Source organism: Rubellimicrobium thermophilum DSM 16684 (genome assembly GCF_000442315.1).
Classification (GTDB): domain Bacteria; phylum Pseudomonadota; class Alphaproteobacteria; order Rhodobacterales; family Rhodobacteraceae; genus Rubellimicrobium; species Rubellimicrobium thermophilum.
Map to the genome: position 1 here is coordinate 351,998 of NZ_KE557322.1, position 23,273 is coordinate 375,270.

General features: G+C 66.1%; 22 protein-coding genes and 1 tRNA gene. 9 read left to right on the forward strand and 14 right to left on the reverse strand.

From position 1 onward, the window contains the following. Nucleotides 1-15 precede the first annotated feature (15 nt). From RUTHE_RS11380 to RUTHE_RS11395, 4 genes are read right to left on the reverse strand one after another with little or no spacing between them, the layout of a single operon-like run. Nucleotides 16-1,131, reverse strand: coding sequence for a DNA polymerase III subunit delta' (locus tag RUTHE_RS11380; protein WP_021098570.1), 1,116 nt, complete (start codon nucleotides 1,129-1,131; stop codon nucleotides 16-18). Then, nucleotides 1,131-1,760 (reverse strand): dTMP kinase, encoded by a 630-nt coding sequence (gene tmk / locus RUTHE_RS11385; protein WP_021098571.1) that lies wholly within the window; start codon nucleotides 1,758-1,760, stop codon nucleotides 1,131-1,133. The genes RUTHE_RS11380 and tmk overlap by 1 nt, the downstream gene beginning before the upstream one ends. Then, on the reverse strand, nucleotides 1,750-2,973 hold the full coding sequence (locus RUTHE_RS11390) for a D-alanyl-D-alanine carboxypeptidase family protein (protein WP_021098572.1): 1,224 nt from the start codon (nucleotides 2,971-2,973) through the stop codon (nucleotides 1,750-1,752). The genes tmk and RUTHE_RS11390 overlap by 11 nt, the downstream gene beginning before the upstream one ends. Nucleotides 2,974-2,996: 23 nt before the next feature. Continuing rightward, nucleotides 2,997-3,908: an SPOR domain-containing protein gene (locus RUTHE_RS11395; protein WP_051150447.1), complete on the reverse strand. Its 912-nt coding sequence runs from the start codon at nucleotides 3,906-3,908 to the stop codon at nucleotides 2,997-2,999. Nucleotides 3,909-4,168: 260 nt separating this feature from the next. Between RUTHE_RS11395 and RUTHE_RS11400 the strand changes: the two genes are divergently transcribed. Beyond that, a tRNA-Ser gene (locus tag RUTHE_RS11400) sits at nucleotides 4,169-4,258 on the forward strand. Between the two features lie 266 nt (nucleotides 4,259-4,524). Here the strand turns inward: RUTHE_RS11400 and RUTHE_RS11405 are convergent. The 10 genes from RUTHE_RS11405 to RUTHE_RS11450 form a co-directional block, all read right to left on the reverse strand. After that, nucleotides 4,525-5,241 carry a M48 family metallopeptidase gene (locus RUTHE_RS11405; RefSeq protein WP_021098574.1) on the reverse strand — a complete coding sequence of 239 codons (717 nt, stop codon included), beginning with the start codon at nucleotides 5,239-5,241 and terminating at the stop codon, nucleotides 4,525-4,527. Further along, entirely contained in the window at nucleotides 5,238-8,453 is a 3,216-nt protein-coding gene (locus tag RUTHE_RS11410; protein ID WP_021098575.1) for a type I restriction endonuclease subunit R, read from the reverse strand. The genes RUTHE_RS11405 and RUTHE_RS11410 overlap by 4 nt, the downstream gene beginning before the upstream one ends. A 174-nt stretch (nucleotides 8,454-8,627) precedes the next feature. After that, the gene (locus RUTHE_RS11415) at nucleotides 8,628-9,089 is read right to left on the reverse strand and encodes a hypothetical protein (protein ID WP_021098576.1); all 462 of its coding nucleotides are present in this window, start codon (nucleotides 9,087-9,089) and stop codon (nucleotides 8,628-8,630) included. Beyond that, entirely contained in the window at nucleotides 9,086-9,787 is a 702-nt protein-coding gene (locus RUTHE_RS11420; protein WP_021098577.1) for a DUF3800 domain-containing protein, read from the reverse strand. The genes RUTHE_RS11415 and RUTHE_RS11420 overlap by 4 nt, the downstream gene beginning before the upstream one ends. Then, complete coding sequence (locus RUTHE_RS16135) at nucleotides 9,784-11,034, reverse strand: restriction endonuclease subunit S (protein WP_021098578.1); 1,251 nt, start codon at nucleotides 11,032-11,034, stop codon at nucleotides 9,784-9,786. The genes RUTHE_RS11420 and RUTHE_RS16135 overlap by 4 nt, the downstream gene beginning before the upstream one ends. Further along, entirely contained in the window at nucleotides 11,027-12,544 is a 1,518-nt protein-coding gene (locus RUTHE_RS11430; protein ID WP_021098579.1) for a type I restriction-modification system subunit M, read from the reverse strand. Before RUTHE_RS11430 ends, RUTHE_RS16135 begins: the two co-directional genes overlap by 8 nt. Continuing rightward, nucleotides 12,544-13,134, reverse strand: a complete 591-nt coding sequence (locus RUTHE_RS11435; RefSeq protein ID WP_021098580.1) for a restriction endonuclease subunit S domain-containing protein — start codon at nucleotides 13,132-13,134, stop codon at nucleotides 12,544-12,546. Before RUTHE_RS11435 ends, RUTHE_RS11430 begins: the two co-directional genes overlap by 1 nt. A gap of 82 nt (nucleotides 13,135-13,216) precedes the next feature. Then, on the reverse strand, nucleotides 13,217-13,603 hold the full coding sequence (locus RUTHE_RS11440) for a hypothetical protein (RefSeq protein WP_021098581.1): 387 nt from the start codon (nucleotides 13,601-13,603) through the stop codon (nucleotides 13,217-13,219). Continuing rightward, nucleotides 13,600-14,925 (reverse strand): recombinase family protein, encoded by a 1,326-nt coding sequence (locus RUTHE_RS11445; RefSeq protein WP_021098582.1) that lies wholly within the window; start codon nucleotides 14,923-14,925, stop codon nucleotides 13,600-13,602. The genes RUTHE_RS11440 and RUTHE_RS11445 overlap by 4 nt, the downstream gene beginning before the upstream one ends. Beyond that, the gene (locus tag RUTHE_RS11450; RefSeq protein ID WP_021098583.1) at nucleotides 14,922-15,374 is read right to left on the reverse strand and encodes a DUF2924 domain-containing protein; all 453 of its coding nucleotides are present in this window, start codon (nucleotides 15,372-15,374) and stop codon (nucleotides 14,922-14,924) included. Before RUTHE_RS11450 ends, RUTHE_RS11445 begins: the two co-directional genes overlap by 4 nt. Before the next feature lie 391 nt (nucleotides 15,375-15,765). On the opposite strand from RUTHE_RS11450, the gene RUTHE_RS11455 reads away from it, so the two are divergent. The 8 genes from RUTHE_RS11455 (at nucleotide 15,766) to RUTHE_RS11490 (ending at nucleotide 23,077) form a co-directional block, all read left to right on the forward strand. Continuing rightward, nucleotides 15,766-18,015, forward strand: a complete 2,250-nt coding sequence (locus tag RUTHE_RS11455; protein ID WP_021098584.1) for a hypothetical protein — start codon at nucleotides 15,766-15,768, stop codon at nucleotides 18,013-18,015. A 78-nt stretch (nucleotides 18,016-18,093) separates the two neighbouring features. Next, nucleotides 18,094-18,339: a hypothetical protein gene (locus RUTHE_RS11460; protein ID WP_021098585.1), complete on the forward strand. Its 246-nt coding sequence runs from the start codon at nucleotides 18,094-18,096 to the stop codon at nucleotides 18,337-18,339. 98 nt (nucleotides 18,340-18,437) lie between these two features. Further along, entirely contained in the window at nucleotides 18,438-19,160 is a 723-nt protein-coding gene (locus tag RUTHE_RS11465) for an RNA polymerase sigma factor (RefSeq protein ID WP_021098586.1), read from the forward strand. Between the two features lie 84 nt (nucleotides 19,161-19,244). Then, nucleotides 19,245-19,439 (forward strand): hypothetical protein, encoded by a 195-nt coding sequence (locus RUTHE_RS11470; protein WP_018303655.1) that lies wholly within the window; start codon nucleotides 19,245-19,247, stop codon nucleotides 19,437-19,439. A 38-nt stretch (nucleotides 19,440-19,477) separates the two neighbouring features. Next, complete coding sequence (locus tag RUTHE_RS11475) at nucleotides 19,478-19,774, forward strand: hypothetical protein (RefSeq protein WP_021098587.1); 297 nt, start codon at nucleotides 19,478-19,480, stop codon at nucleotides 19,772-19,774. After that, a complete protein-coding gene (locus RUTHE_RS11480; protein ID WP_021098588.1) occupies nucleotides 19,774-20,649 on the forward strand; it encodes an ATP-binding protein in 876 nt (291 codons plus the stop codon). Before RUTHE_RS11475 ends, RUTHE_RS11480 begins: the two co-directional genes overlap by 1 nt. Before the next feature lie 101 nt (nucleotides 20,650-20,750). Beyond that, nucleotides 20,751-21,374, forward strand: a complete 624-nt coding sequence (locus tag RUTHE_RS11485) for a hypothetical protein (RefSeq protein WP_021098589.1) — start codon at nucleotides 20,751-20,753, stop codon at nucleotides 21,372-21,374. 14 nt (nucleotides 21,375-21,388) lie between these two features. After that, the gene (locus tag RUTHE_RS11490; protein ID WP_021098590.1) at nucleotides 21,389-23,077 is read left to right on the forward strand and encodes a DEAD/DEAH box helicase; all 1,689 of its coding nucleotides are present in this window, start codon (nucleotides 21,389-21,391) and stop codon (nucleotides 23,075-23,077) included. Nucleotides 23,078-23,273: the final 196 nt, after the last annotated feature.

Below are 23,273 nucleotides of genomic sequence, written 5' to 3' on the forward strand. Positions count from 1 at the left end.
GACTGGGCGGCGGTGTCAGGCTGCGGCGGCCTGTCGCGCCGTCTGCTCGATGGACAGGAGCATATCGAGGATCAGCGCCGCAGGGTCAAGATTGACCGACCGGGCCTGACGGATCCGTGCCGACAGGTTGGCCTGACGCTCGGCCCAGAGGCGGGCGGCCCGGTCATGGGGAGAGAGGCGGGCGAACAGGGCGGCTTCGCCCGGCGCCGCCTCGGGGAGGGGGCCGCAGAGACCTGCCCGGGCCAGGCGGGTCAGCAGCAGATCGGCCAGGTCGATCGCCAGGGCGAAACGAGCGTCCTGCATCCGGCCGGCCAGCGATTCGGCCAGACGGATCGCGGCAGCCCGGTCGAGCCGCGGAAGCGGGGCGAGCAGCGACACGAGATCGGCATAGAGATCGAGCCCGCCTTCGTTCACGAGGCGGACGGCGCGGCCGGGCGAGCCCTGCGCCAGTTCCGTCAGCGCCAGGGGCCGGTCCGTCGCAAGGCCGATGGCGTCCATGGCGGCGGCCAGATCGGTCGGGGTCAGGGGCGACAGCCGCAGGACGCGGCAGCGCGACCGGATCGTCGTCAGCAGGCGGGCCGGCTGATGGCAGACCAGCAGCAGCGTGACAAGCGGCGGGGGCTCTTCCAGAAGCTTGAGGATGGCATTGGCGGCATTGGGGTTCAGATCGTCTGCGGCATCGATGATCACCACGCGCCGCCCGCCATCCGCGGCGGACAGGGCGAGGAAATCGCGCAGGGCCCGCGCGTCCTCCACGGTAATGACGGTGCGCAGGTTGCCCCGATCATCCGTCCCGCGGCGCAGGACGAACAGGCGCGGATGCGAGCCGGCCCGCACAAGCCGCATGTCCGCATCGCCGGGCGGCGGCTCCAGGGTCTGCGGAGGCGAGGCGCCGGGCCGCCAGCGGAGCAGGGCCCCCGCGATCCGGTAGGCCAGGGTGGCCTTGCCGACCCCGTCCGGCCCCGTCAGGAGCCAGCCCGAATGCACGCGGCCGGCCCGCAGCGCGGCGAGGATGCCCTCCTCGGCGGCCTGCTGGCCGAACAGGGCCGGTGCTTCGCGCGGATGGGGGGCGCCCGGACGGCGGTCGGGCTCGGGACCGGAGTCCTGTTCGGGGGCGGACGGGCGTGCCATCAGTCAGACAGCCGGGCCAGGACAAGGGCCGTGGCCTCTCGGGCGATCGCTTCGGGCGGGCGGTCGCCGTCGAGGATACGGATGCGGTCAGGGTCTTCGGCGGCGAGGGCGGCATAGCCGGTGCGCAGACGCTCCTGAAAGGCAAGGCCCATGTCCTCGAAGCGGTCCTCGCCAGAGCGGCGGGCCAGGCCGCGGGCCAGAGCGCGGCGCGGATCCATGTCGATGACAAGGGTCAGATCCGGGTCCTGCCCGATCATGAGGGCATGAAGGCGGTCCACGGTGGCGCGCAGATCGGCCCGGGCGGCCCCCTGATAGACGCGGGTGGAATCGGCGAAGCGGTCGGTGATCACCACCGCGCCCCGCGCCAGGGCCGGGCGGATCGTGCGTTCCAGATGGTCGCGGCGGGCGGCGGTGAAGAGCAGGATCTCGGTTTCCGGCGACCAGCGGTCGGGTCCGCCGGTCAGGAGCAGGCGGCGGATCTCCTCGGCGCCGGGGCTGCCGCCCGGCTCCCGCGTGAGCACGACCTCGCGGCCGGTCGCCCGCAGGGCTTCGGTCAGGAGCCGCGCCTGGGTGGATTTGCCCGAGCCGTCGATCCCCTCGAAGCTGACGAACAGACCGTCACGCCCCATCGCCGCCTGCCGCTGCGGGATCGGTGCCGGTCTGCGGCGCGGCGGCGGGGGGGATGGCCAGGCCGGAGAGGGGGGCAAGTCCGGCCTTGCCCATCAGCACCCCCAGCGCGGTCTGCAGGCGTGGTCCGAAGCCCCCCGCCGGCACGGCCGTTTCGGCCACGAGCGGCAGGCGCATGTCCGGCAGCCCTTCGCGGCGCAGGACCAGCTGGGCAATCTCCTGCCCCTGCGCGATCGGCGCGGCGATCGGCCCCTGATAGGCGACGCTCGCTTCCACCCCGTTGCCAAGGGTGGGGACAAGGATGGCCAGGTCCTTCGGCAGGACAAGGCCCACGGTCGGCTGGGCGCCCATCCAGACCTCGGCTTCGGCGAGGCGGGTGCCGGCCTTGGCCACCTCGCGCAGGGCGAACTGGCGGAAGGCCCAGTTGACGATGCGTTCGGCCTCGGTCCGGCGGGCCTGTTCGGAGGGCAGCCCCGTGATGACGAAGATCACGCGACGATTGCCCTGCACGGCCGAGCCGACAAGCCCATAGCCCGCTTCGGAGGTATGGCCTGTCTTGAGCCCGTCGGCGCCGGGCACGAGGCCCAGGATCGGGTTGCGGTTGTGCCGGTTGGCAGGCACGCGTTCGTCGAAGGCGAATTCCTCCTCGGCAAAGAGGGGATAGAATTCGGGAAAGTCCTCGATCAGATGCTCGGCCAGGCGCCCCAGGTCATGCATCGACATCACCTGCCCTTCGGCCGGCCAGCCGTTGGAATTGACGAAATGGGAATCGTTCAGGCCCAGTTCGCGGGCCTTGGCATTCATCAGCGTGGCAAAGCCCGCTTCCGTCCCGTCGGGGGACAGCGCCTCGGCGATCACCACGGTGGCGTCGTTGCCCGACAGCACCACGATCCCGCGCAGCAGATCCTCCACCCTCGGACGGTCGAGCGTGTTGAGGAACATCGAGGATCCCCCATAGCTCATGGCATGTTCCGAGACGGGCAGACGGGTGTCGAGTGTCAGATGCCCGTTCCGGACCGCCTCGAAGGCCATGTAGAGCGTCATCAGCTTGGACATGGAGGCGGGGGGGAGCGGCACATGCGCGTTCTTCTCCAGAAGAACGGTGCCCGTGGTCTGGTCATAGACCCAGGCCGCGGTGGCTGCGGTCTCGAACTGTTGCGCGCGCAGCGGCAGCGCGAGGAGACAGAAGAGGATCGCGGCAAGCAGGCGGGTCATCGGCACCTCCCGGTCTCTGGGGATCAGTTCCGCACGGCATAGGCGTCGGCAAAGCCTTCTGCCTTCACACGGTCGAGGAATTGCTGGCGTTCGCTCTCGGTTCCGGCGGGGCCGACGAGCACGCGCCAGAAGGCCTGGCCCTGTGTCTGGCTGGCGACGACGCGCGCCGGCAGCCCCTTTGCCGTCATCTCCCGGGCCAGGCTCTGGGCATTGGCCTCCACGCTGAAGATGCCGAGCTGGATGAAGGGCCGTTCGAGCGGCGATGTCGCCAGGGCCGGGGCGGCGACCGGCGCGGCGGGCGAACCGCCGAGGATGGCGGATGTCGCCGCCGCAACGGCGGCTGCGGCGGCCGGATCGCCGTTGGGGGCCGTCCCCGGTGCCGCCACGACGGCCCCGTCCGGCAGCGCCGTCGTCGTCACCGCATTCCCTGCCGGTGCGGCGGCAGCGGCCGGCCCGTCATCGGGGACGGCCACGGGCGATGTCGCCTCGGTCGGGGTCGGTGCGGTGGCCTCCTGCCGGCGCAGGGCGGTGATGTTGAGCATCGCCGGGGCGCCGGCCAGCATCCCCAGAGCCTCGGCCGCATCCGAGGAGACCTGGATCTCCGGGCCCGGATTGAGCCGCTCGCGGCGGAAGAGGGCGCCGATGACGAAATTCCCGTTGTCCTGGTTGCGCACGATCACCCGTTCGGGGTCGCGCACATCGGGATGGGCCACCCAGACCCCGCCGAGCGAGGGCCGCCCGTCCCAGAGCCCCTGGGCCGTCACATGGAAGACTTCCGGGGCTTCGATATCGGTCTCGACAAGCTGTGTGGTCTGCGTGGCGGCCCCGCCGCGGCCCGCCGTTCCATCTGTCGCGCCGGCGCAGGCGCCCAGAAGCACCAGCAGCGCAAGGGCCGGCACCCCGCGCCTCCATGTCGATCCGGACAGCCCGCCCATCCATCCTTCATGGCCTGCCCCTCAGTTCGTGTCGGCCCCTCTGCCGCGTGGAACCGTTGACCGGTCCCCTTCGATGATCCTTCCCGACAGGGCCGGGCAGAAGGCCATCCCTGCACCCCCCCGGCCCGCTGCTGCGGGACCATAGCGATGGGGCGGCAGGATGAAAAGGCAAGGCGGGCGATCGGGGACGGTCGCCCACGCCGGCGTGATGCGCCGGCCGGCTTCCCTCCGCGCAGCAGCTGTCCTATCGAGAGCATGCCGGAGGAGTGGCAGAGCGGTCGATTGCTGCGGTCTTGAAAACCGCCGGGGGCGAAAGCCTCCCGTGGGTTCGAATCCCACCTCCTCCGCCACTTGCCCTCGCGAAAGCGTTCTCCCGATCCGGCTCCGGCCGGATTTTTCCGTTGTTTTCGAGGGTTATGCGGGCGGGGCTGAGCACTGCCCCTGCTGACAGGTGGCCCGAAAGCGGTCTCTCAGGGCCGATATTCTCCCGACCTCATGACTGCGCCATTTTGGTGAATTTCTCATAAGCCCCTGTAGATATGTGAGAAATTCAAGTCTTTGAAATTGCTTGGATTGGAGTCGCGTTTGGGGCTGCCGCGACCGGGTTCGGAAGTTCTCAGGCCATGGCCCGTTCCAGTCTCTGCTTCCGGCGCTCCCAGTCGGGCATCACCTTGTCGAGGAGATCGAAGAAGGCTGCCCCGTGATGGGGTTCGGCCACGTGGCAGAGTTCGTGGGTGATCACGTAGTCGATAGCATCGACCGGCGCCTGCACGAGGCGGCGGTTCAGCAGCAGGCGTCCGGCCGGTGACATGGATCCCCATCGCTGCCGGGTCTGGCGCACGATGAGACCCTTCGGACGGAATGCCTCGGGATCCGGGAACAGACCGAGACAGAGTTCGATCCGTTCCGGAAACTTGATGTGAGCCCGATCGCGATACCATGCCTCGACCAGTTCGCGTGTCACCTCTGGCCTCGTTGGCCGGTGAGTCTGCACGACGATGAAGCCGCGGATCAGCTTCACGCTTTCCTGGACATGCGGGACGACCTTCAGCCGGTACTGGCGCCCCAGGTAAAGATGCGTTTCTCCGGCGACGAACCGGCGCTCCGGCGTCCGCGGTAGGAACTGGGAAAAATACCTCTGCTGCCGCGTCACCCAAGCGGCGCGCTTCCGCAACTTGGCTTCGATCGCGTCGAGCGTTGCATCCTCCGGGGCCGCGATCACCACCGACGCATCCGGCTCGACGGCGATCTCCAGTGTCTTCCTCGGGCGGCGGACGATTTCGTATTGGATCTCCCGCTCTCCGTACTGCAGGCGATGCAATTCCCGCGTCATGCTGCGAACCGGGCCCGGGCAAGGTCCATGATCTTCAGTTCGAGATCGTCGAGCACCTCCACAGGGAGGTCGATGCCCTTCTCGTCGCGAAGGACGTCAAAGAAGTAGTCATCGATGGCATTGCGCAGATTGTTCTGAGCCACCTCGTTCGACCAGATGTCCACGATCAGGTGGGACTTGATGATGTCGATGATCTGTTGAGCGATCGCTGCGGCATCGTCGCCGGCTACCAGCTCATCGCCTTCGGTCTTCAGCTGACCGTCCAGGATCCCGAAGAACGCCTGCGCATCCTCATCGCCCCGGATGCTTTCCGGAACATCGCGGCCGCGATCCTTGCGTGCAACTTTGCTCGCGAGGTCCACGACGCTGTTCAGGTATTCGCGCTCGGACAGCCGCTTCTCGCGGTAGGCGCGGATGGTCTCTTCCAGCAGCTCGGAGAACTGTTTGTAGAACGTCGGGTCCTCATCCATCTTCTCGGTGATCGCCCGCCGGGTCGCGCTGGCGATGCGATCGGCCCTCGAGGCCTCGGAGACCCCCGTCTCTTCGACGACGGCCTTCAGCGCGTCGGGATCGTTGATGTTTACCACCTCGATGATGGTCTCCGCCGGCATTGCCACGACGTGGTCATCAAGGAGCTTCTGAATCTTCGGCTCGAATTCGCGGACATCGACCGCCTCCTGGTAGCGGAGCTGGACCGAGCGCTTGAGTTCGGAGAACTGCTTCCAGTCGCGTTTCAGGGCATCGATCTTGGCTTCGTCGAAGACATCGAACAGCTTGTCGGATGAGAGCGAGATGTGCAGGCAGCGGCTGAATGCCTTGAGGCGCGCATAGAACTCGTGGCGCAGCGCCTCGTCAGCGAGGTGCTGCTCGAACTGCTCCATGTCCTTCTTGTTGCGGACCGGTTTGAAGAGGTCCCAGAGCTGATCGTGCAGCTGGGGCAGCTTGCGGATCTCCTCCCGGACATCGTGCACCGTCCCTGCGAGGTCCGCGGCCTCGTAACCTTCGAAGGCGCTATAGGTCGTCAGGGCGCTGTCCAATTCGCCCAGAAGCCCCTCGTAATCGACGATGAAACCGAACTGCTTTTCCGTGCCGCCGTCCTCGTAGAGACGGTTCACGCGCGCAATCGCCTGGAGGAGATTGTGTTCCTTCAGGGACTTGCAGACGTAGAGCACCGTGTTCCGGGGGGCGTCGAAGCCGGTGAGAAGCTTGGAGACGACGATCAGGATCTCAGGATCGCCGGAGCCCTTGAATGCATCGATGATCTGGCGGTTGTACTCCTCCTCGGTCTTGTACTTTGCCATCATCTGCGACCAGAAGCGGCGCACGAGGTCCTTGGATTCCTGGTCGACCTCCTCGTTGCCTTCGTTCTCGTCCGGAGGCGAGATGACGATCGCACTCGAGACGTGGCCGATCTCGTCGAGAACTTCCTTGAAGCGGACGGCTGCGGCCTTCGAGGGGGCAACAAGCTGCGCCTTGAAGCCGGTCCCCTGCCAGTGCTGGCGATAGTGCTCGGAGATGTCGAAGGCCTTGGCTCGGATGGCCTGGTCGGTCTTGGCCAGAGCGTCCATCCGGGAGAACTTCCGCTTCAGATCACGCTTCTGGTCCTCGGTGAGCCCTTCGCTGATCTTCTCGAACCAGCGGTCGATCACGGTGCCCGAGACCTGCTGCTCCACAAGTCGTCCCTCGTAGAGCAGCGGCACGACGGCGCCGTCGGCGACCGCCTCGTCGATGGCGTAGCGGTGGATCAGCCGCCCGAAGGTCGAAAGCGTGTTCTTCTCCTTCTTCAGCAGGGGCGTGCCTGTGAAGCCGAGGTAGCAGGCCTTGGGCAGGAGGCGCCGCATCTTGGCGGCGAATTGGCTGTGGCCGCCATAGCGCCCTGTCTGCGTCCTGTGACTCTCGTCGACCAGTACGAAGATGTTCGGGTCGTCGTCCGCCAGCTTGCTGTTCCTCAGCGCCGTGTCGAACTTGTTGATGATCGTGGTGATCAGCGGAGCCTTGTTCTGGACCAGCTCCAGAAGGTGAGCCCCGCTCGTCGCACGGACCGGCTCTAGGTCGCAGGACTTGAAGGTGTCCTTGATCTGCTTGTCGAGATCGTCGCGGTCCGTGACGATGATGATCCGCGGGTTCTCGATGCTGCGCTCGAGAGCGAGCGAGCGCCCAAGCATCACCATCGTCAATGATTTGCCCGAACCCTGCGTATGCCAGATCACGCCGCCCTTCCTGGCGCCGTTCAGGTCGTGCTGCTTGACCGTTTCGACCGCGCGCCGGATCCCGAAGAACTGCTGATGGCGCGCGACCTTGCGGACGCCGCCGTCGAACACGGTGAAGCGGCGGATGAGATCGAGCAACCGCTCGGGGCGGCACAGCGCGTACACCGTCCGGTCCTGAACCGTGACCGCACGCTCGCCCTCAGCGGCCAGTGCGTCGAAATAGGCGCGCGCGCCCGCGAAATCACCGGAGAAGATGGCGTCCTTCTCCGCCGCGGTGAGCACGCGGTTGGCAAAGGGCGCGATGGCCTCGTCGGTGTCTTCCTCGTCGCGCCAGGTCTGCCAGAACTTCCGCGGCGTGCCCACGGTCGCATAACGCGCCTCGTTCCGGTTCATCACCATCAGAAGCTGCGCGAAGTGGAAGAGCTGCGGGATGTTGTCCTCGTTCTGGTAGCCGATCAGCTGGCTGTCCGCCTTGTTGAGGCTCTCGGTCGGCCGCTTGTTCTCGATCACCAGAACGGGGATGCCGTTCACGAACGCGACGATGTCGCAGCGCTTGGTCTGGCTCGACGCAGTCCTCTCGACCGAGAACTCTGCGGTGACGTGGAAGACATTGTTCTCCGGCCGCTCCCAATCGATGTAGCGGAACGAATAGCTCTTCGAGTCGCCGTCGATGGCCTTGGTGATCGTCGTGCCGAGGACGAGCGTGTCGTAGATGTCCTGGTTGGTGCCGCGCAGGCCCTTCAGCCGGTCTGGCGTGGGCTTGAGCCGCCGCATCGCCTCGTGCGCGTCCTCGAGGTCGAAGGCGTACTCGCGGCCGCGATGCGTGAAGCGGTTGATGCGCATGAGCTGCTCGGCGAGCACGTCATCCAACACCACGTTCCGCAGCCGCCCGCTGCGCAGGCGAAGCGCCTCCTCCTGCGAGAGCGGGATGAACCCGAGCGCCACCAGCAGCTGCAGCGCCGGGACCTGGGACTGATGTTTCTCGGCGGCGTTGAAGGTCATGGCGAGCCTCCCGGATAGCCCGGGCGTAGGCGAGACCGGTTCGGGCCGTTAGGGAAAACTTGACATCCCGAGGGTAGCGTGCACATATCTCGCTTGAGTTCACTGCCTATCGGCCGTGAATCTGTCGAGGCCTTGGACGCTGAGCCAGCATAGCGAATCAGCGTCCCACTACCTTCATCGCAGTGCATTGAGACAGTCCTCCAGCGTCCAGAACGGGGCGTTGGCCAGTTTGGTCTGTGTCCTGGCGTCAGCCGGATAGCAGGTCACGAACTGAGCGCGCAGTTGCCCGTCGTTCCCCAATCGCAGTGCGATGATCACGAGAAAACCGTCGATGAATACGGTCACGCGCCGCGTTGGGTCGTGCCGTTGCTCCTTCTTCAACCACCCTTGCAGCCGCCGCGCATGCGGATCGGCAAGTGCAGGTGCGATCCAGTCCATGCGCATCGCGCGCTCAAGGGAAAACACATCGTTTTCTCCACGCCGCCCTGAACTTTCGAAGAAGGCGTGGTCGAACTCCTGCTTTCGGAAGAAGACGCGGATACCGTCGTGCGTGACGATCCCGCCGCGGCAGAGCGTCTGCTCGTAATGGGCACGGTAGGCGACCTGGTCGGCCAGCTTCAGCAGCGGGATCGTCACCAGCCACCTCCCAGCCGGATCTTGAAGATGTTGAACTTCTCTTCCGACTTATGGGTAGGGCCGAGGCGGGGACGGTTCAGCCGCCGTTCCAGGTGGGCGATGACACCTTCCTTCGCCGCACCAAGATCGGTCCGCTCATTGATCCGGGCGGAGACCGCCCCGAGAAGCACATCGCAGAGTTGCAGTAGGACGACTTCGGGCGAAGGCAGCGACTGCACATCCCGGATGATCGAGGTGCGATTGGCGTTGTTCAGGACGCGCCGGAGCGTGTGAAGGCGTGTGCGGTCGCGGTTGCGCTTCAGGTCACAGAAGACCGTGTATTCATTCTGGTCCAGTATCCAGTGGTGCAGGACCTGATAGTAGAACTTGTAGAAGCCGAGTTCGGCGTCTCCATTGTGCAGGTCAAGGTTCATGGCCTGGCGGTCCACCGCAATGCAGCGGAACCGGAGATCGAGACCGAAGCTCATGAACAGATCCACGAGATCGGTGTAGAAGGCCACCTTCGACGGCGAGACCTTCCGCCACTTCATCTCTCCATGAACATCGTGGCGCCGGCGCAGATCGGAGATCCGCGCCTTGACGTCCTCGCGCAGGTCGGCGGGCAGCCACAGGCTGCCGATCATCAGGTATCGGCCCTGTGGCTTTCCGGAGGTGAACAGATCCGGCAGCGTCTCGTCGCAGTAGACCTCGAACTTCAAGGGCTGACCCTCCATTCGCCCGTCAGTAGCTTCTGCATCAACCCGCGTTTCTGGCGGGTCAGGGCTTCGACCTCGTCATCAATCAAGGCCAATTCCTGTTTTGCGGCCGTCAGGGCCCGCGCGATTTTCCGTTGCTCGTCGATCGGCGGTATCGGCACACGGCAGCTGTAGAAATCTTCGGAATAGAGGTTGAGCAGACCGTCATTCCGGACGCCCGAGTTGATCAGGCGCGAGAGCTGGTGGTTCAGCGCGCCGGCGGAAAAGAGATGCTCATAGAACTCGGGATCGAGACCCGGCTTCAGGGCGAAGCAGAAGTAGACGAAGGGAACCAGTGCAGTCGGCCGGTCGAGGCGGAAGACACAGCCGTAGGGGGCGGTCTTGGAGTTGCCCTTGTTGTAGGCAAACTCGCCCTCGTGCAGCAGGGTGTAGCGTTCGACGCTCTGGCCCGCCATGTCGCGTGCGAACTTGTCGGACTGCATGAGGAAGCCGGACTTCGCCGAGATCGTCATGACGGGATGGTTGTCGCCTGCGCTCGTCCGCCGGATCGGAGAGGCAACCGCAGACAGTGGCTTGAGTGGCCACCGATCAGGGAACACCCCGCCGCGCCCCATGATCTGCTGCGTCAGGCCCGTGAAACGATCCTTCTTTGCCGCGCGGAGGGCGGTGAGCTTTTTGAGCGCCTCGTCCCAGGTCCGCAGGATCTCGGCGATCTTGCGCTGTTCGGAAAGTGGGGGGAGCGCCACCATGAAGTCCCGGACGGCGTGGATCGAAAACTCGAGGCGCGTCGAGCCCACTACGAGGTTGTCTATACGTCTCTGGGTCTGTGGTGCTTGGATTTGCAGTGAGAGGAACTGCGCGTCGCAGCAAGGCTTTGGGCGAATCCGCGCGATCTCGCGTGCGATGTTCCCTTCGAAGCCGTCAGGTACGACACCAACCTCGCCGATCGTGCCCTTGACCGACAGCAGGACATCGCCGCCTTGGACGCGGCTGCCCTTGTATTGGCCTTCGATCTTTGGCGACGCACGATGGAGTACGACGTCTCCGATGCGCCGAATGTGCTTGATCGGCACGATGGGAACTCCACCCGGCATGTCTGGCCCGATCTGCACGACACCGTAGCGAATTGGCGCACTGGGCTCGGTGATCTGCTCCAAGCTCACGACGTCCCAGCCCGTCGGGAGGAGGCCGATCTTGGTTTCTTTGTATCCCCCTCGCTCGGGCGAGCATTCTTCTGCTGCCTTAAGCATCGACGCCCAGCTCCTTCAGATACCCGGCCATCTTTGCCCGCACCTCGGCCAGCTCGGCCTCGATCCGCAGGATGTCCTTCTGCACGGCGGCGACGTCGATCTCTTCCTCGGGCTCGAAGGTGTCGACGTAGCGGGGGATGTTGAGGTTGTAGCCGTTTTCGGCGATCTCTTCCGGGCTTGCCCGGTGCGAATAGCGCACGACCTCGGCGCGGCTGCGGTAGGTCTCCAGCACCTTGGCGACATGCGCCTCGTCCATCACGTTCTGGGTCTTGCCGGGGCTGAACTCGCGGCTCGCGTCGATGAACAGCACGTCGCGCCGATCCGCGTTCGCGCCGCCTTCCTCGCGCGAGCGGTCGAAGATCAGGATGGCGACCGGGATCCCCGTGGTGGTGAACAGGCCCGCAGGCAGGCCGATGACGGCATCGAGCAGGTTTTCCTCGATGAGCTTCTGCCGGATGCGTCCCTCGGCGCCGCCCCGGAACAGCACGCCATGCGGCACGATCACCGCCACCCGGCCGGACTGGCGCCTGGCGATCTCGATCATGTGGGTGATGAAGGCATAATCGCCCTTGGACCGGGGCGGCACGCCGCGCCAGAAGCGGCCCCAGGGGTCGGTTGCGGCATTCTCGGCCCCCCATTTGTCTAGGCTGAAGGGCGGGTTGGCCAGCACCACGTCGAAGCGCATCAGGTGGTCGCCTTCGACCAGCGCCGGGCTGTTGAGCGTGTCGCACCATTCGATGCGGGCGGCGTCCCTGGCGTGCAGGAACATGTTCATGCGGGCCAGCGCCCAGGTCGCCCCGTTCACCTCCTGCCCGTAGAGGGCGAAGTTCTCGGATCCCACCTCCTGCGCGGCCTGGATCAGCAGAGAGCCGGAGCCGCAGGCGGGGTCGCAGATCGTGTTGCCGGGCTGCGGCGCCGCCAGTTTGGCGAGCAGGCGCGAGACGGCCGCGGGCGTGTAGAACTCACCCGCCTTCTTCCCGGCGTCGGAGGCAAAGCGCGAGATCAGATAGATGTAGCACTCGCCGATGATGTCCTCGGTCACCCGCGACGGTGCCAGGTCGAGCGCAGGCTTGGCGAAGTCCTCGAGAAGGTTCTTCAGGCGGCGGTTGCGATCCTTCGGGCGGCCGAGATTGGCCTCGGAGTTGAAGTCGATGTTGCGGAAGACGCCCTCGAGCTTGGCGCGGTTCGCGTCCTCGATCTTCTCCAGCGCGATGTTGATCAGCTCGCCGATGTTGGCCTCGTTTCGCTGGGCGTAGAGGTCGTAGAAGCTGGCGCCCTCGGGCAGGATGAAACGTTCGCGCTCGAGGCGGCGGCGAATGCGGGCTTCGTCGTCGCCATACTGCTTGCGGTAGGTCTCGAGATGGTCGTTCCAGAGGTCCGAAATGTACTTCAGGAACAACATCACGAGGATGTAGTCCTTGTATTGAGCAGGATCGACGGCGCCCCGGAAGGTGTCGCAGGCAGCCCAAGCTGCGTTATTGACCTCGCTTTGAGTGATTTTGTCGTTCATCAGGCAATTTCCTTCTGGTCGGCAGCATTTGCAGCTTCGCCGAGAATGGCGCTTACGAGTTGTCCCCGGAGTGCGGCGAGGCGACGGAGCAGTTGGCCCTCCTGCCGTGAGAGGGCGTCGAGTTCGACGATACGTCTCTGCGTCTGCAGGTCGGGCACGGCAATCTCGAGGTTCTCGAGGACCGCCATCGGGATCATCCTGAGGCTTGTGCCCTGCGCTTCGGCGCCAAGCCTGCGCTGCGCGTCGGGCTGGTTGATGGCCCACGCCAAGTATTCGGGGTGAACTCGATCCCTGTCGGGACGAATGATCACCAACGGGACGATGACCACGACGGGCTCCGGCAGCGGATCCGGAATGGCCGCCGCGGCGTTCGGCTCCCCGCGCGAGCGAAAGACGACCTCGCCGCCACGGACGAAGTATCGGTCGGAGAGCTTGTCGAGGTCGTACCTCTGGAAGTCCGGGCCTGGCGCTTCGCCGATTGTTCCGACGTCACGCAGCTGCAAGGCCGGCACACCACCCTCCGACAGCGGATCGAGCCTTCCGCGCGCCGTGTAGCCGGAGTGAATGTCAGAAAGCTCCGCGAGTCGCATGAATGAATTCTCTGTAAGACGATTTACAGAGGTCTAGGCGAGCCCGTCCCTCGAGTCAATCCTCCGAAGTGCAGTTTTCGACCTACAGAGAAAAATGCAGCGCCTGATGCTGCCATGTGAGCGGGAACGGCTCCAGCACCTGCGCCAGAGTCACCTCCGGCCCCTGCTTCCCGTCCAGGATCGCCTCAACAATGTCAGGCGCGAGCAGCGTGAGCCGCAGGACGCGGGTCATGTAGGAAGGCGCGATGCCCTCCCGTTCGGCCAGTTCGGCGATGGTAGCGAACTCACCCGACTCCAGCATCCGTTTCCAGCGGAACGCGCGCGCCAGCGCCTTGACCAGCGTGTTGTCGGTCCGTGGCGAGTGCGCCGCGCCTTCTGGCAACTGCATCTCTTTCCGTCCGCCCCGCTTCACGATGCGGAACGGGACGTGGAGAGTCATGGTCTCCGGAATCGGAGCCCCGCGGGTCATGCGGCAGCCTCGATGCCACCGGCCAGCATCTCGCGGGCGAGGCCGCCGAGCCCGTCGACACGCAGGGCGACGTTGAGCCCATCGGTGCCGATGTCGACGCGCTCGACCAGAAGTGCCACGATGCGTGCCTGCTCGGCAGGGAAGAGCTCGTCCCACAGCGGGTCAAGTTGTTGGAGGGCCGCGCGGGCGTCGGCCTCGGTGATGTCGTCGGCATGGGCGCGTGCCGCCTTCCATGTCCCCGCCACAATCTCGGGCTGGCGGAACACGGCACGAAGCTGGTCGATGACGGCAGCCTCGATCTCGCCTGCCGGAATGCGGCCGATGGGGCACGACCCGGCGCCATGCTTCAAAACCGTCTGGCTGACATAGTAGCGGTAGAGCTTGCCGCCTTTCCGGGTGTGGCTGGGCGAGAACGCCGCGCCATCGGGGCCGTAAAGCAGCCCTTTCAATAATGCCGGCGTCTCGGCGCGGGTGCGGGCGGCACGTTTGCGCGGGCTTTCTTTCAGGATCGCATGGACGCGGTCCCATGTCTCGCGGTCGATGATTGCTTTGTGCTCGCCGGGGTAGCTCTGCCCCTTGTGGACCGCCTCGCCGACATAGGCGCGGTTGTTCAGCATTCGGTAGAGATACTTCTTGTCGATCCGGTTGCCCTTGGGCGTGCGGATGCCGCGCTTGGCGACCTCGCGCGCCAGTTCCGTGCCCGAGCCGATCTCGAGGAAGCGGGTAAAGATCCAGCGGACATGCCCGGCGCGTTCCTCGTCGACCACGAGCTTGCGGTTCTCGACGCGGTAGCCGTAGGGCGGCACCCCGCCCATCCACATGCCCTTCTTGCGAGAGGCCGCGACCTTGTCGCGGATGCGCTCGGCCGTCACCTCGCGCTCGAACTGGGCGAAAGAGAGCAGGATGTTCAGCGTCAGCCGCCCCATCGACGTGGTCGTGTTGAAGCTTTGCGTCACCGAGACGAACGTCACGCCGTTCCGGTCGAACACCTCGACAAGCTTGGCGAAGTCGGCCAGCGAGCGGCTGAGGCGGTCGATCTTGTACACGACCACCACGTCCACCAGACCGTCGTCGATGTCGGCCATCAGCCGTTTCAGTCCGGGGCGCTCCAACGTGCCGCCGGAGATCCCCCCGTCGTCGTACTGATCGCGGACCAGCACCCAGCCCTCGGACCGCTGGCTGGCGATGTACGCCTCGCAGGCCTCCCGCTGGGCGTGGAGCGAGTTGAATTCCTGCTCCAGCCCTTCCTCGGAGGATTTCCGGGTGTAGACCGCACAGCGTAGCTTGCGGACGAACTTCGATTTCTCCGGCGGCTTGGTCATGTCCGCGCCCTCCGGCTGCGCAAGCCGAAGAAGACCCACCCGTTCCAGCGCGTGCCGGTGATGGCCCGCGCGATGGCCGAGAGCGACTTGTAGGGCCGACCCTGCCATTCGAAGCCGTCCGCGGTGACGGTGACGACGTGCTCGACGCCCTGCCACTCGCGGATCAGCCGCGTGCCGGTGATGGGCATGGTGTCGGCGCGGATGCGGCTTTTCTTCCGGTCGCCACCGTCCAGTTCCTCGCCCAGCCGTTCCAGCCGCCGGATGGTTTCCGGCTTCAGCCCGCCAAGGCTGAGTTCCTGGATGCGGTAGGCCAGGCGGGATTCAAGGTAGCGCCGGTTGAACGGCGGCGGTTCGCTGTCGAACAACTCGCGCCACTGCTTCTTCAGGTCGGGCGTCGGCGTAGTCTTCAGCGCGGCCAGGCGCGCGGGGATGAGGTCGTGAGTCGTCATGCGGTCTCCGTTGGGTTCGGGGTTGCATGACGGCATCGGTCGCTGGACAAGTGTAGGCAACGTTCTCCGGTGTCTTCAGATACTTCGCCCTCATCACGCATCCGCAACCGAAAAAGCCCGAGCGCCAGCAGGCCGCACAGCTCAGTGCGGCGTTCGGCGGGCGTCATCAAGTCGGGCGGCAGCGGATTGGGGCGTTTCATGTCTCGGTGGCTATGCTCGGTGGTGTCGTTACCGATCAAAAGCCACCCAGCCGTCCGAGGTGGGACATCTCAGCGGAACGGGATGCGGAAATGCGAACAGGGAGAGAACATCAGGGCTTGCCGATCACGGATTTGTCCATGATTATCGCAGGTTGAATCAATCGAGAGCAGTAGTTCATTGAGGTGAGTTCATGGCGCGCAAAGCATCCCCGATCGGTCCGCATGTTCTGGCGCTGATCGAGGATGCGCGCGTCGACCTCGCCCGAGCTGCCCTTGCCGTGCGCGAGGGCGACAATGAGCCGGAATTCAAGCTGCCCGAGGACGTTCCCGACCTCGCCGACGAAGAAGCGGTCGAGGCGTTTCGGCAAGCACTAGTCGAGACGCTGTCGGATTTCGACCGCGATGACCTGCGACCTGCGGAGCAGCGATCACGAAGGATCCGGGCCCTCGCCGAGAAAAAGGGCGTCACCTCGCTCACCACCATTGTCGAGCAACAACTCGATGTGACACGGTCGCAGGAGTTTCACCGGCAGCCAGATGAGCTCTGCAGAAGCATCTGGGCATATCTCCATGAACGCGAAGCCTTCGAGGATGCGGAGAGCTTTCACTTCGCCCGACAGTTCCGCGACCACGGCAAGCTCTACGACGCCTTCGAGGTCGAACTGGAGAACCAGGTAGCCCTCGACGCGGCGGCCATCGACGAAAAGGCGCTGGCGTCCAAGATAAAGGGCATGCTCGAGCTGAAGCCCGAGATATCCTGCACGGTCAAGGCGCTCGATCTGCCTGCCACCGATACGCACCCTGCGTCCATCATGCTGATCGTCCGGCATGGTGGCCCGCTTTCGAGCGTCTACGATCACCGGCAAGACGGACGGCGGGGAACCATCTACTACCGCCCGCCGAACGAGGCGACGCTGATCTACACGCCCTCGATGCGGCAGATCGAGGTTTGCGCGGACAGCCCCGTGGTGCGCCAGACGGTTAGCGACTCCTTCGCCGAAGTTGCGCTCGGTCACGACATCTCCCAGAAGCCGCTGACCTGGAAGCGCTATAATCTCTCGCGCTTCCGCTCTTCGCTTCTCCTGCAGCCCCCTGAGATCGAAGGGTATGCGTTCGAGTTCGCGCGCGTCATCGAAGCCGAGATCCGGCTGGGAACCTGGCGCCGCAAGCTTCAGCTCAAGGTGACAGTCGACGATGACATCCAGGAGGTTGCCGACCGATATCTCGGGGCGCGGAACATCTTTCGGCGCGCCGAAGCGTTCAGCCGGATCACCATCGCGGTGGCCTACAACTTGATCGGCGATGAGAAGCAGCGGACGCTCAATATCACGATTGCGGGCACGAAGAGCTGCAACCTGCAGAGCAAGCCCGATCCGGAGGAACGCAGCCTCGGCTTCGCGCTGCTCAAGGAATGGGGAATCCTGAGCGCGTTCAGGCAAATCGCGCATGATGACCTTCGCGCGATATTCCCCCAGCTTGTTCAACTCCACGACCGTATCGAGGACGAGGTCAGCGGAAGTTTTCTGCTGGAACTCGGGCTTGACCCGAAGCGTCTGATCGAAGGCGGCCTGCTCGAGCGCCGCGACCGTCAGGATGTGGTTCTCATCGAGGACGACGACGTCGACGGGGAAGGCGCCGTCAAGCCGTCGGCGACCGAGGGCATGGTCCAGGCTGTCGGCCCTTTCGGCGAAGACGTCGGCAAGCGCCCCGCGTCGGATGTCGAGATGTTCGCTGTCAACGCTCAGTGGCTTCACGAGACGCTCATGCGCCTGATGAAGCCGCTGCTGAGCAAGCGGGCGGCCCAGATCCTGGACCCGGACCTGACCCTTGTCGGCGCGATCCAGATCGATGAGGCAGATGTGCCCGTCTATTTCGCCCGGCGGCTCAATGATCCGAAAGCGGCGCAGAGACTGGATCTGATGTTGCGCGCGCGGGACACCGCTGGGGTGGGCATCATCTTCGCCGCGAGCGAGGAGATGCCGTCACATCTTGGGCCCAACATCGTCATGCCGCTGCTGTCCCATCTCGCGTCGGCGGGCGAGGAAATGCTGTTCGCGCGCGACGGAATAGAACTCGCGTACCGAGACGGTCTTTCACTCGCACGCGGGGGCGTGTCGCCGCGGGTGGTTCGGACAGGCAAGCAGTCCGGCACGCTGTTCATTCCTGGCAGGGAGCCGCTTCACCTCGCTGGGAACGATCAACTTACAATCTTCGAGCGCCTGGTGGTCGCAGCCGCGAAAGGCAGTCCCGACGTTCAGGTAAAGGCGCTGATGGAAGGCTTCGAGTCCAGAAGCCCCCAGCAGGCGTTCCGGAAGGAGACCTGGGACAGCATCCGGGACGTCTATATCGGCAAGGGTGCGAAGAACGGATATTGGCGACTGCTACTCACTGAGCAGCCAACCGAAGCCGTGGCCGAGCCAACCGAGGAAGCGACCGTCTAACAGCGGTCTAACATGCGGCGGGAGACGGTCTAACAAACCGCTGATTACTGGAAGGGCTCCACATAGAGGAGCACTTCCATGCCGACTCCCTTCCCCCCGCGCCAGGCAGCCCAGACGAGCTGGTCCGGCGCCGCGAAGACCAAGCCCACCACCCACAACTCGGAATGGCGCTGCACGCGCTGTGACAAGCTGCTCGGCGTCTGCCGGGACGGCCGCATGCACCTGCGCTTCGCGCGGGGGCACGAGTATCTCGTGGGCTTCCCGATTCAGGCCACCTGCCGCGGCTGCGGCACGCTGAACCACGCGACCGCACCCGCGCGCTGACGCGCGCATTCACCAACCCCCTGAAATCGCAGAGACGCGCGACGTCCTGACCTGGCCACGAGAAGGCGCCGGACGCCTGGCCGCAAGGCAGGCGTCCAATGTCCTTCGCGTGGCACGAGATCCGTGATCACCTCATGCATTCATCCTCCAACCTTCACTTCCAGCGCAGTTTCGACGCCGTCCGGCGTGAACAGGCCGCCCTTGCAGCGTTCCGGGATCCGGCGGCCCTGCTGGACGGGCTGCACCGCACCCCCGGCGATCAGGGCCAGAAGAACCTGATCCTCGCCGCTCTCGTCAGGGCAGCGCAGGGCGACGGGCCCACGTCCGACAGCGCCCTGACAATGCTGTTGCTGGCGCTCTGGCCCGGCCTCGACGCCATCCGGCGCCGGTCGCTCTGGCGCAGGCTCGGCACCGCTGACGAGGTCGCGTCCGACGTGCTGGCGCGCACTACTGAGGCGATCCGCGGCCTCGACCTCGGGCGCGTCAACTGGATCGCGGCCACGGTGCTCCGCAACGTAGAGCGCGACATGGTCCGCGTGCGCCAGCGCGACACGGCGCGCGAACATCTAGCCAGCGGCGCCGACCCCGACGAGGTGGCGGACAGCGGCGACAGCGGAATCGGCGCGGATGGGTACGCCCGGCTGAACGGCGCCGTGCGGAAGCTGCTCGGCGACGACGCCGTGCTGGTGATCCGCGTGGCGATCGAGGGTTTTTCCCAAGCCGAGGCGGGAGCTGAACTGGGGCTGACCGAGGCCGCCGCCCGCAAGCGGTACCAGCGCGCGATGCGCCGGCTGCACGACGCCCTCGAGGAAATCCCCTGAGCCGATGTCCCGATCCGGTCCCGCCGGTGGCTTTTCCCATCCGAGCGCCCCGAGCGCCTTCCCTCCAACCGAAAGCAGACACGCATGAACCGCACTGCCGATCTGTCGCTCGAGGATTTCAGGCGTCTTCCGGGGCTCTATCGCCGCTGGGAGCTGACCGAGGTCTGCGAGCCCAACCGCAACTATCAGATCGAGGACGCCGGCGCCCATGCCGACGGGACGCCGCTCTTGGCGATCTACGTCGCCGAGCCCGCGCCCGACGTCCGCGAGGCCGCGTGATGCGCCTTCTCGATCACCTCATCCCACGGAGAACCGCCATGCCGTACCAGCCGGACGACATCACCCGTCTTCGCAAGGCGAGCTACGCGCTCGAAGACCTCCCCGAAACCATCGCCTTCCCGCAGCGCGCGGGTGACGAGCCGCGCGAGCCGCTGCCGGTCGTCGAGGCGACCGTCGACGAGATCGCCTTCGCGATCGTGGAGGCTGAGCGCGAGAGCACGACCGCCTACCGCCGCGCCGATGCGCTGAAGCGGCTCTACAAGCTCGCCCGCGAGGCGGGGTGCATCGGCGCCGATTGCGCCGCCACGGCGGTGATGAAGAAGGAGGGCCAGTGATGGCCCTTCCCATCATCGGCGCCGACGAACGGCTCGCACAGCGCAAGGGCATCAAGGGCGTCATCTTCGGCCGGTCCGGCATCGGCAAGACCAGCCTGCTCTGGACGCTGAACGCCTCGACCACGCTCTTCCTCGATCTCGAGGCCGGGGATCTGGCGGTCGAGGGGCTGGAGATCGACACGCTCCGGCCCCGCACCTGGAAGGAATGCCGCGATTTCGCGGTGTTCATCGGCGGGCCGAACCCGGCGCTGCGCGAGGACCAGCCCTACAGTCAGGCGCATTTCGACGAGGTCTGCGGGCGCTACGGCGATCCGGCGGTGATCGGGAGATACGAGACCGTCTTCATCGACAGCATCACCGTGGCTGGGCGGCTCTGCTTCCAATGGTGCCGCGGCCAGCCCGAGGCGTTCTCCGAGAAGACCGGCAAGCCCGACATCCGCGGCGCCTACGGGCTGCATGGCCGCGAGATGATCGCGTGGCTGACCCACCTGCAGCACACGCGCGGCAAGCATGTCTGGTTCGTGGGCATCCTCGACGAGCGGCTCGACGACTTCAATCGGAAGGTCTTCCAGCCGCAGATCGACGGCTCGAAGACCGGGCTCGAGCTGCCCGGGATCGTGGATCAGGTCATCACCATGGCCGATATCCCGGACCCCGGCGGCCAGCCGCAGCGTGCCTTCGTCTGCCAGACGCTGAACCCTTGGGGCTTTCCGGCAAAGGACCGCTCGGGCCGCCTCGACAGGGTCGAGGCCCCGCATCTCGGCCGGCTGATGGAGAAGATCCAGCGCCCCGCGGCGCCTGCCTCCGAACGCCTGACTTGGCCGCCCGTGACCCCGGCCGATCCCGCCCCCGCTGAGGAGCCCGGCCATGGCTGAGCGCCTCTCGCCATGCCCGGTGTCCCGATCCGGTCGCCGGGGTGGCTTTCCCCTTCTGACGCCGCTGCGCGTCCCATCCTCCAACTGAAAGGAGCCGCGCAATGTCCGGACCCTGGAACGACTTCAACTCCGCGCAATCCAACACCAAAGTGATCCCGAAAGGCACCCTCGCCAAGGTGCGCCTGACGCTCCGCCCGGGCGGTTTCGACGACGCCTCGCAGGGCTGGACCGGTGGCTGGGCGCGCCGCGCCGCCACGGGCGCTGTCTATCTCGACGCCGAATACACGGTGCTCGAGGGGCCCTATGCCCGGCGCAAGGTCTGGTCGCTGATCGGCCTCTACAGCCCGAAGGGCCCGGACTGGGCGAACATGGGGCGTGGCCTGATACGCGGCATCCTCAACTCGGCGCGCGGCGTGTCCGACAAGGACAACTCGCCCGAGGCGCAGGCCCGCCGCCGCATCAACGGGTTCGGCGATCTCGACGGCGTCGAGTTCATCGCCCGTATCGACATCGGCACCGACACCAACGGCGAGGACAAGAACGAGATCCGCGCCGCGGTCACCCCCGATCATCGCGATTACGCCGCGCTGATGGGCGCGGTCGCGCCGCAGTTCACCGCCGCCCCGGCGCAGGGCCACGCCCCGCAGCAGCCCAACACGACCACTCAGCCCAGCCCGCCCGCGTCCGCCCCCGGCGCCGCCGGTCGGCCGAGCTGGGCGCAGTAAGGGGGGGATCGGCCATGCGCCTGCGCCCCCGCCAGAAGACCTTCGTCGAGCGCAGCGTGGCTGCGCTCGCTTCCCGCGGCAACACGCTGGGCGTGGCGCCCACCGGTGCGGGCAAGACCATCATGCTCTCGGCGGTCACCGGCGAGATGATCGGCGACGGCGCGAAGGCCTGCGTGCTCGCCCACCGTGACGAGCTGACGGCGCAGAACCGCGCCAAGTTCCAGCGCGTGGTGCCGGGCGTCGCCACCTCGGTCATCGACTCGACGGAGAAGTCCTGGAACGGCCAGGTCGCCTTCGCGATGGTGCCGACGCTGGCGCGGGCCTCGAACCTCGCTGACATGCCGCGCCTCGACCTGCTGGTCGTCGACGAGGCGCATCACGCCGTCGCCGACAGCTACCGCCGCATCATCGACCGGGTGCGCGAGGCCAATCCCGACGCCCGGATCTTCGGGGTCACGGCGACGCCGAACCGGGGCGACAGGAAGGGCCTGCGCGAGGTCTTCGACAATGTCGCCGATCAGGTGCGGCTGGGCGAGCTGATCGCCTCGGGCCATCTCGTGCCGCCGCACACCTTTGTCATCGATGTCGGTGTCCAGGACGAGCTGCGTTCTGTCCGCAAGACCATGTCGGATTTCGACATGGCGGAAGTGGCGGGCATCATGGACCGCGCCCCCGTCACCGACGAGGTGATCCGCCACTGGAAGGAGAAGGCAGGCGACCGCCAGACCGTGGTGTTCTGCTCCACCGTCGCGCACGCCGAGCATGTCACCGACGCCTTCAGGGCAGCTGGCGTTCCCGCCGCGCTGATCCACGGCGATCTGGCGGCCGAGACCCGCAAGGCGATCCTCGCCGACTACGCGGCGGGCGGCATCCGCGTCGTGGTCAACGTGGCGGTGCTGACCGAGGGCTGGGACCACCCGCCTACCTCCTGCGTCGTGCTGCTGCGGCCCAGTTCCTACAAGTCCACGATGATCCAGATGGTCGGGCGCGGCCTGCGCACCGTCGATCCCGAGGAACACCCCGGCATCGTGAAGACCGACTGCATTGTCCTCGACTTCGGCACCTCGAGCCTCATCCACGGCACATTGGAGCAGGATGTCGATCTGGACGGCAAGACCGAGGCTGGAGAAGCCCCAACGAAATCCTGCCCCGGCTGCGGCGCCGATATTCCGCTGGCCGCCACCGAATGCCCGCTCTGCGGCGAGGTTTTCCCGCGGGAGGACGAAGAGGCCGGTGAAGGCGGCGGTGCCGCGCCGCTCTCGGGCTTCATGATGACGGAGATCGACCTGCTGAAGCGGTCCAGCTTCGCGTGGGTCGACCTCTACGGCACGGACGACGCGCTGATAGCCACGGGCTTCGCAGCCTGGGGCGGCATCTTCTGGCTGGACGGGGTCTGGTATGCCATCGGCGGGGCGAAGGGCGAGCGCCCCCACCTGTTGGGCGTCGGCGAGCGCACCGTCTGCCTCGCGCAGGCTGATGACTGGCTGAACACGCACGAGACCGACGAAAGCGCCTTCAAGACCCGCTCCTGGCTGCGCCAGCCGCCGACCGAAAAGCAGCTGCAATACCTGCCGGCCGAGTGCCGCTATGACTTCGGCCTGACGCGGTACCGCGCCTCCGCGCTGATGACCTTCGGCTTCAACAAGCGGGCCATCCGCCAGCTGATCGACGCAGCCGCCCGGCCCGAACGGAGGGCGGCATGACCCATGGCACCCTCAACCCCCATCACGGCCGAAGACCGGCGGCGACTCTGGCATCCGCGTGGGACGCTTTGTTCTGTCTGCCGGCAACCCACCCGTGGTTTTGGCTGGTTCGATCCGCACCGGTCGAAGCGGCCCCGGCCATCGGTCTGGTTCTGCTCGATGCCCTGCCAGTCCTTCTGGACGCGCTTGGCGCGGG

What these genes read in the sequence shown, in the direction of transcription:
- RUTHE_RS11490 (WP_021098590.1), top strand. Translation starts at nt 21,389, where the DNA reads ATGCGCCTGCGCCCCCGCCAGAAGACCTTCGTCGAGCGCAGCGTGGCT.
- RUTHE_RS11455 (WP_021098584.1), top strand. Translation starts at nt 15,766, where the DNA reads ATGGCGCGCAAAGCATCCCCGATCGGTCCGCATGTTCTGGCGCTGATC.
- RUTHE_RS11480 (WP_021098588.1), top strand. Translation starts at nt 19,774, where the DNA reads ATGGCCCTTCCCATCATCGGCGCCGACGAACGGCTCGCACAGCGCAAG.
- RUTHE_RS11475 (WP_021098587.1), top strand. Translation starts at nt 19,478, where the DNA reads ATGCCGTACCAGCCGGACGACATCACCCGTCTTCGCAAGGCGAGCTAC.
- RUTHE_RS11470 (WP_018303655.1), top strand. Translation starts at nt 19,245, where the DNA reads ATGAACCGCACTGCCGATCTGTCGCTCGAGGATTTCAGGCGTCTTCCG.
- RUTHE_RS11465 (WP_021098586.1), top strand. Translation starts at nt 18,438, where the DNA reads ATGTCCTTCGCGTGGCACGAGATCCGTGATCACCTCATGCATTCATCC.
- RUTHE_RS16135 (WP_021098578.1), bottom strand. Translation starts at nt 11,034, where the DNA reads ATGCTTAAGGCAGCAGAAGAATGCTCGCCCGAGCGAGGGGGATACAAA.
- RUTHE_RS11380 (WP_021098570.1), bottom strand. Translation starts at nt 1,131, where the DNA reads ATGGCACGCCCGTCCGCCCCCGAACAGGACTCCGGTCCCGAGCCCGAC.
- RUTHE_RS11435 (WP_021098580.1), bottom strand. Translation starts at nt 13,134, where the DNA reads ATGCGACTCGCGGAGCTTTCTGACATTCACTCCGGCTACACGGCGCGC.
- RUTHE_RS11450 (WP_021098583.1), bottom strand. Translation starts at nt 15,374, where the DNA reads ATGACGACTCACGACCTCATCCCCGCGCGCCTGGCCGCGCTGAAGACT.
- RUTHE_RS11390 (WP_021098572.1), bottom strand. Translation starts at nt 2,973, where the DNA reads ATGACCCGCCTGCTTGCCGCGATCCTCTTCTGTCTCCTCGCGCTGCCG.
- RUTHE_RS11410 (WP_021098575.1), bottom strand. Translation starts at nt 8,453, where the DNA reads ATGACCTTCAACGCCGCCGAGAAACATCAGTCCCAGGTCCCGGCGCTG.
- RUTHE_RS11405 (WP_021098574.1), bottom strand. Translation starts at nt 5,241, where the DNA reads ATGACGCGGGAATTGCATCGCCTGCAGTACGGAGAGCGGGAGATCCAA.
- RUTHE_RS11440 (WP_021098581.1), bottom strand. Translation starts at nt 13,603, where the DNA reads ATGACCCGCGGGGCTCCGATTCCGGAGACCATGACTCTCCACGTCCCG.
- tmk (WP_021098571.1), bottom strand. Translation starts at nt 1,760, where the DNA reads ATGGGGCGTGACGGTCTGTTCGTCAGCTTCGAGGGGATCGACGGCTCG.
- RUTHE_RS11485 (WP_021098589.1), top strand. Translation starts at nt 20,751, where the DNA reads ATGTCCGGACCCTGGAACGACTTCAACTCCGCGCAATCCAACACCAAA.
- RUTHE_RS11445 (WP_021098582.1), bottom strand. Translation starts at nt 14,925, where the DNA reads ATGACCAAGCCGCCGGAGAAATCGAAGTTCGTCCGCAAGCTACGCTGT.
- RUTHE_RS11395 (WP_051150447.1), bottom strand. Translation starts at nt 3,908, where the DNA reads ATGGGCGGGCTGTCCGGATCGACATGGAGGCGCGGGGTGCCGGCCCTT.
- RUTHE_RS11430 (WP_021098579.1), bottom strand. Translation starts at nt 12,544, where the DNA reads ATGAACGACAAAATCACTCAAAGCGAGGTCAATAACGCAGCTTGGGCT.
- RUTHE_RS11460 (WP_021098585.1), top strand. Translation starts at nt 18,094, where the DNA reads ATGCCGACTCCCTTCCCCCCGCGCCAGGCAGCCCAGACGAGCTGGTCC.